We start from the raw sequence: 3,912 nt of genomic DNA, 5'->3' as shown, positions 1-3,912 counted from the left end.
CCCGACCGTCTTCTTCTCGGCGATTGCACTCGCTGCCACCGTCATCTTCTGGCTCTGATCAGTGAGTCCTGAACCTAATCCTTCAACCATTTTCGTCCGCGCGCCAAACGGTTCACCTGCCTAGCAGTTAATGCTGAAGATGATGCGACAAGGTTCGAATGACCGCAACTGGGCGGGAGCCGACGCTCAATTTTTCGGCCGACGGCCGCCACCGGACGCTTACCGGGAGGGAAAGCGGCGCCGCAAACCAACGTCATTCCCGCGAAGGCGGGAATCCATTATCCTCGGCGCTGGAAGAAAGAACCGTCATTTCAGCGCCAATCGATCCCCGCCTTCGCGTGGATGACAAACGGAGGCGCATGCCATTGCCCCTCGGCCGGGGGCGGCAAGGGGAGCAGAAAATTACTCCAAACCTTGCATCGGCGCACGATTCGACTAAAGCGCCGCCATGTCTGGTGAACCCCGCACCCTGTATGAAAAGATCTGGGCCGACCATGTCGTCGAGCGCCGGGACGATGGCACCTGTCTGATCTATATCGACCGGCACCTCGTCCATGAAGTGACCAGCCCGCAGGCCTTTGCCGGCCTGCGCGCGGCCGGGCGGCCGGTGCGGCGGCCCGATCTTACGCTGGCGGTGCCCGATCACAACCTGCCGACCACGGCGCGCGTCGACGCGCAGGGCCACATGCTGCCGATCGCCGATCCGGCCAGCGCGGGGCAGCTTTCGGCGCTGCGTAGCAACGTCGCCGAGTTCGGCGTGCCCTATATCGACGCGCTCGATGCGCGGCAGGGGATCGTCCATGTCGTCGGGCCGGAGCAGGGCTTTACGCTGCCGGGTTCGACACTGGTGTGCGGCGACAGCCACACTTCGGCGCATGGCGCGCTGGGGGCGCTGGCGTTCGGCATCGGCACCAGCGAGGTGGAGCATGTGCTCGCCACCCAGACGCTGTTGCTCAAACAGTCCAGGACGATGGAAGTCCGCGTCGACGGCACGCTGGGCCACGGCGTCAGCGCCAAGGATGTGGTGCTGGCGATCATCGGCAAGATCGGTGCGGCAGGCGGCACCGGCTATGTCATCGAATTCACCGGCGAGGTGATCCGCGACCTGTCGATCGAGGGGCGGCTGACCGTTTCGAACATGTCGATCGAGGGCGGCGCGCGCTCGGGCCTGATCGCGCCGGACCAGAAGACGTTCGACTATCTGAAGGGCCGCCCGCTCGCCCCCACTGGCGAGGCGTGGGACCGTGCCGTCGCCTATTGGAAGTCGCTGCCGACCGACAAGGGCGCGGTGTACGACAAGGTGGTGAAGCTGGATGCCAGCGACATCGCCCCGTCGCTCACCTGGGGCACCAGCCCCGAGGATGTCGTGCCGATCACCGGCGTGGTGCCCGATCCGCAAAGCTTCGCCGATCCGTCGAAGCGTGCGGCGGCGCAGCGCTCGCTCGACTATATGGGCCTGACGCCGGGCATGGCGATGCAGGACATTGCGATCGAGCATGTCTTTATCGGCTCGTGCACCAACAGCCGGATCGAGGATCTGCGCGCCGCCGCCGCCGTGGTGCAGGGGCGCAAGGTTGCCGACCGCATCCGCCAGGCACTGATCGTGCCGGGCTCGGGGCTGGTGAAGCGGCAGGCCGAGGCGGAAGGGCTGGATCGCATCTTCACCGAGGCGGGCTTCGAGTGGCGCGAGCCGGGCTGTTCGATGTGTCTGGCGATGAATCCGGACAAGGTTCCCGCCGGAGAACGTTGTGCTTCCACTTCGAATCGCAATTTCGTAGGACGCCAGGGTCCGGGCGCCCGCACGCACCTCGTCTCGCCGGCAATGGCGGCGGCGGCGGCGGTGACCGGGCACCTGACCGATGTTCGCGAGTTGATGGCGAACCATGCGTGACCAAGAGGGGATAACGCCATGAAAAGGGCGCTTGTCGCGTTGATTGCCGGAACCATTCTGAGCGGCCTCGCTGCCGCCTATGCGGGGGCCTATCCCCGCGCGGAAGCATCGCTGAAGCCGCCGGCGCCGGCGGAACGGGTTGTCGCCGCACCGCGCTGAGCCGCGGCGGTTAGAAAGAGTTGAGGGATGGCGCCGCCATCCGTTGGGAAAGCTGTGTCCATGTACCTGAATGCCGTGTCGGCGGAGCGCCGCTGATGGAACCGATCCAGCAGGTTTCGGGCCGCGCCTATCCCTGGGGCGCCAAGAATATCGACACCGACATCATCATCCCCGCCCACTGGCTGAAGACCACGACGCGCGAAGGGCTGGGCAAGGGCGCGTTCGAAAGCGTGCGGGCGGAGCCGGGCAACCTGTTCGACGACCCGCGCTATGCCGGCAGCCCGATCCTGGTGGCGGGCGAGAATTTCGGCTGCGGTTCGAGCCGCGAGCACGCCGCCTGGGCGCTGGCCGATCTGGGCATCAAGGCAGTGATCGCGCCGAGCTTTTCCGACATCTTCTCCGGCAATGCCTTCAAGAACGGCATCGTCACCGTGGTGCTGCCGCAGGAAGCGATCGACCGGCTGGTCGAAGTGGCGCGCGCCAACACCATCACCGTTGATCTGGAGACGATGACCGTCACCACCGACTTCCAGGACCGCTTCACCTTTGAACTGGACCCGTTTCGCCGCGACTGCCTGATGCAGGGGCTGGACGAGATCGGCATGACGCTGGCACAAGATACCGCGATTTCGAAATACGAATCCGCGGTGGCGCACGAACGCCCGTGGATCGCTGTAGGAGGCGGGCATGAAGGCGTTGCTGTCGAAGGCGTCGGGCGGACCTGATACTCTAAGCCTCGAGGAAGTGCCCGATCCCGCAGTGGGGAAGGGCCAGGTGCTGGTCGCGGTGCGGGCCTGCGCGATCAACTATCCCGATGTGCTAATCATCGAGGACAAATACCAGTTCAAGCCGCCCCGGCCGTTCGCCCCGGGCGGCGAGATCGGCGGCGTGATCGAGGCGGTGGGCGAGGGGGTCACTGACTGGGCGCCGGGCGACCGGGTGATCGCTGTGCCGGGCCATGGCGGGCTGGTCGAGAAGCTGGTGCTGAGCCCGGCGCAACTCTATCGCCTGCCGGAGGGGCGCAGCTTCGAGGAAGGGGCGGCGCTGCTGCTCACCTATGCGACGACGATCCATGCGCTGCTCGACCGGGGCAAGCTGAAGGCCGGGCAGACGCTGCTGGTGCTGGGCGCGGCGGGTGGTGTCGGGCTTGCGGCGATCGAGCTGGGCAAGGCGTACGGCGCGACGGTGGTGGCGGCGGTCTCCTCAGAGGAAAAGGCCGAGGCCGCGCGGGCGGCGGGGGCGGACGCGACGCTCGTCTATCCGCGCGGACCTCTGGACAAGGAGGCGTCGAAGGCGCTGGCCGAGGCGTTCAAGGCGGCGGTCGGCCCCAGGGGGGCGGACGTGATCTACGATCCGGTCGGCGGCGACTATGCCGAGCCGGCGCTGCGCGCGATCGGCTGGGAGGGGCGCTATCTGGTGGTGGGCTTCCCGGCGGGCATCCCGAAGCTGCCGCTCAACCTGACGCTGCTCAAGAGCTGCGACGTGTGCGGCGTGTTCTGGGGCGCCTTTGCCGCGCGCGACCCCCAGGCGAACCGCGCGCATGTCGACACGCTGTTCCGGCTGTGGAGCGAAGGCAAGATCGCGCCGCGGGTTACGGAGGTGTTTCCGTTTGCAGAAGGCGGTGCGGCGATCGCCAAGATGGCGGCGCGGGCGGTGATCGGGAAGGTGGTGGTGCGGGTGGCGGGGAATGAGGAAGTAGGCTCGTAGACTTTCGTGGCCGAAGAGCTGGCATGTTCCGCATAGGCAATAGGCGGGTCCGCTGTATAATGTCGCCATGCGCAAAAGCCTAGGTTCAGGACTCACTGATCAGAGCCAGAAGATGACGGTGGCAGCGAGTGCAATCGCCGAGAAGAAGACGGTCG

At 66.4% G+C, this 3,912-nt stretch carries 4 protein-coding genes; all 4 read left to right on the top strand.

The annotated features are described in order from the left end of the window. Window positions 1-448: 448 nt before the first annotated feature. The 4 genes from leuC (at window position 449) to ACT53M_RS20075 (ending at window position 3,757) form a co-directional block, all read left to right on the top strand. The gene (leuC, locus tag ACT53M_RS20090) at window positions 449-1,891 is read left to right on the top strand and encodes a 3-isopropylmalate dehydratase large subunit (RefSeq protein WP_476235693.1); all 1,443 of its coding nucleotides are present in this window, start codon (window positions 449-451) and stop codon (window positions 1,889-1,891) included. A gap of 18 nt (window positions 1,892-1,909) precedes the next feature. Then, the gene (locus tag ACT53M_RS20085; RefSeq protein ID WP_476235692.1) at window positions 1,910-2,050 is read left to right on the top strand and encodes a hypothetical protein; all 141 of its coding nucleotides are present in this window, start codon (window positions 1,910-1,912) and stop codon (window positions 2,048-2,050) included. 95 nt (window positions 2,051-2,145) lie between these two features. After that, the gene (gene leuD, locus ACT53M_RS20080; RefSeq protein WP_476235691.1) at window positions 2,146-2,775 is read left to right on the top strand and encodes a 3-isopropylmalate dehydratase small subunit; all 630 of its coding nucleotides are present in this window, start codon (window positions 2,146-2,148) and stop codon (window positions 2,773-2,775) included. Beyond that, the gene (locus ACT53M_RS20075; protein WP_476235690.1) at window positions 2,738-3,757 is read left to right on the top strand and encodes an NADPH:quinone oxidoreductase family protein; all 1,020 of its coding nucleotides are present in this window, start codon (window positions 2,738-2,740) and stop codon (window positions 3,755-3,757) included. Before leuD ends, ACT53M_RS20075 begins: the two co-directional genes overlap by 38 nt. Window positions 3,758-3,912: the final 155 nt, after the last annotated feature.

The sequence above is a fragment of the Sphingomonas sp. DMC6 genome, assembly GCF_056314225.1.
The sequence above is the reverse complement of the archived record's forward strand: the minus strand, read 5'-3'. Positions and strand labels throughout refer to the sequence as shown.